The sequence below is a fragment of the Candidatus Symbiothrix dinenymphae genome, assembly GCF_001431085.1.
The window spans coordinates 1-397 of sequence record NZ_BBRU01000499.1 but is presented as its reverse complement, the minus strand read 5'-3'; the positions used below and the strand labels follow the sequence as shown (position 1 = coordinate 397).

1 protein-coding gene is annotated in these 397 nt (G+C 35.8%); it reads right to left on the bottom strand.

Going from position 1 to position 397, the window contains the following annotated elements:
- Window positions 1–179 precede the first annotated feature (179 nt).
- A partial coding sequence (locus ASC50_RS05320; RefSeq protein WP_158648486.1) for a hypothetical protein occupies window positions 180–397 on the bottom strand: 218 nt, incomplete at its 5' end.

Sequence of the window (397 nt, the reverse complement as noted above, 5' to 3'; positions counted from 1 at the left end):
GTTAATCACCAAAACCAAAGCTTCGCTTCCCCTTAGTCAATCACTAAGGAACCCTGTCTCGGATAACTCGCTGTCTTTAAACAAGATGCGTTTTTTTATCCGACTATGTACTAATCATTTGCAAGGCTGGAGCCTTGCTTTTTAATCCAATGTAGGCAGAGCCTATGCCGAACTGTCTATCATTTTTTGCACGTTGCGCCGAACATAGGCAATTTTCCTATTTTTCTTGTTTCTGTTTCAAATACTATTTCATCTTGTTCGTTATCAACTCTTATAGCAATTTTCTCTCTTATGTCTGTATTTGTACCTGTCATTAATTTCCAATTTCCATTTTTTTGCTCAAAGACATATATACTTAAACATCGTACACCTGAACATTTATCAACCATTAAGATAA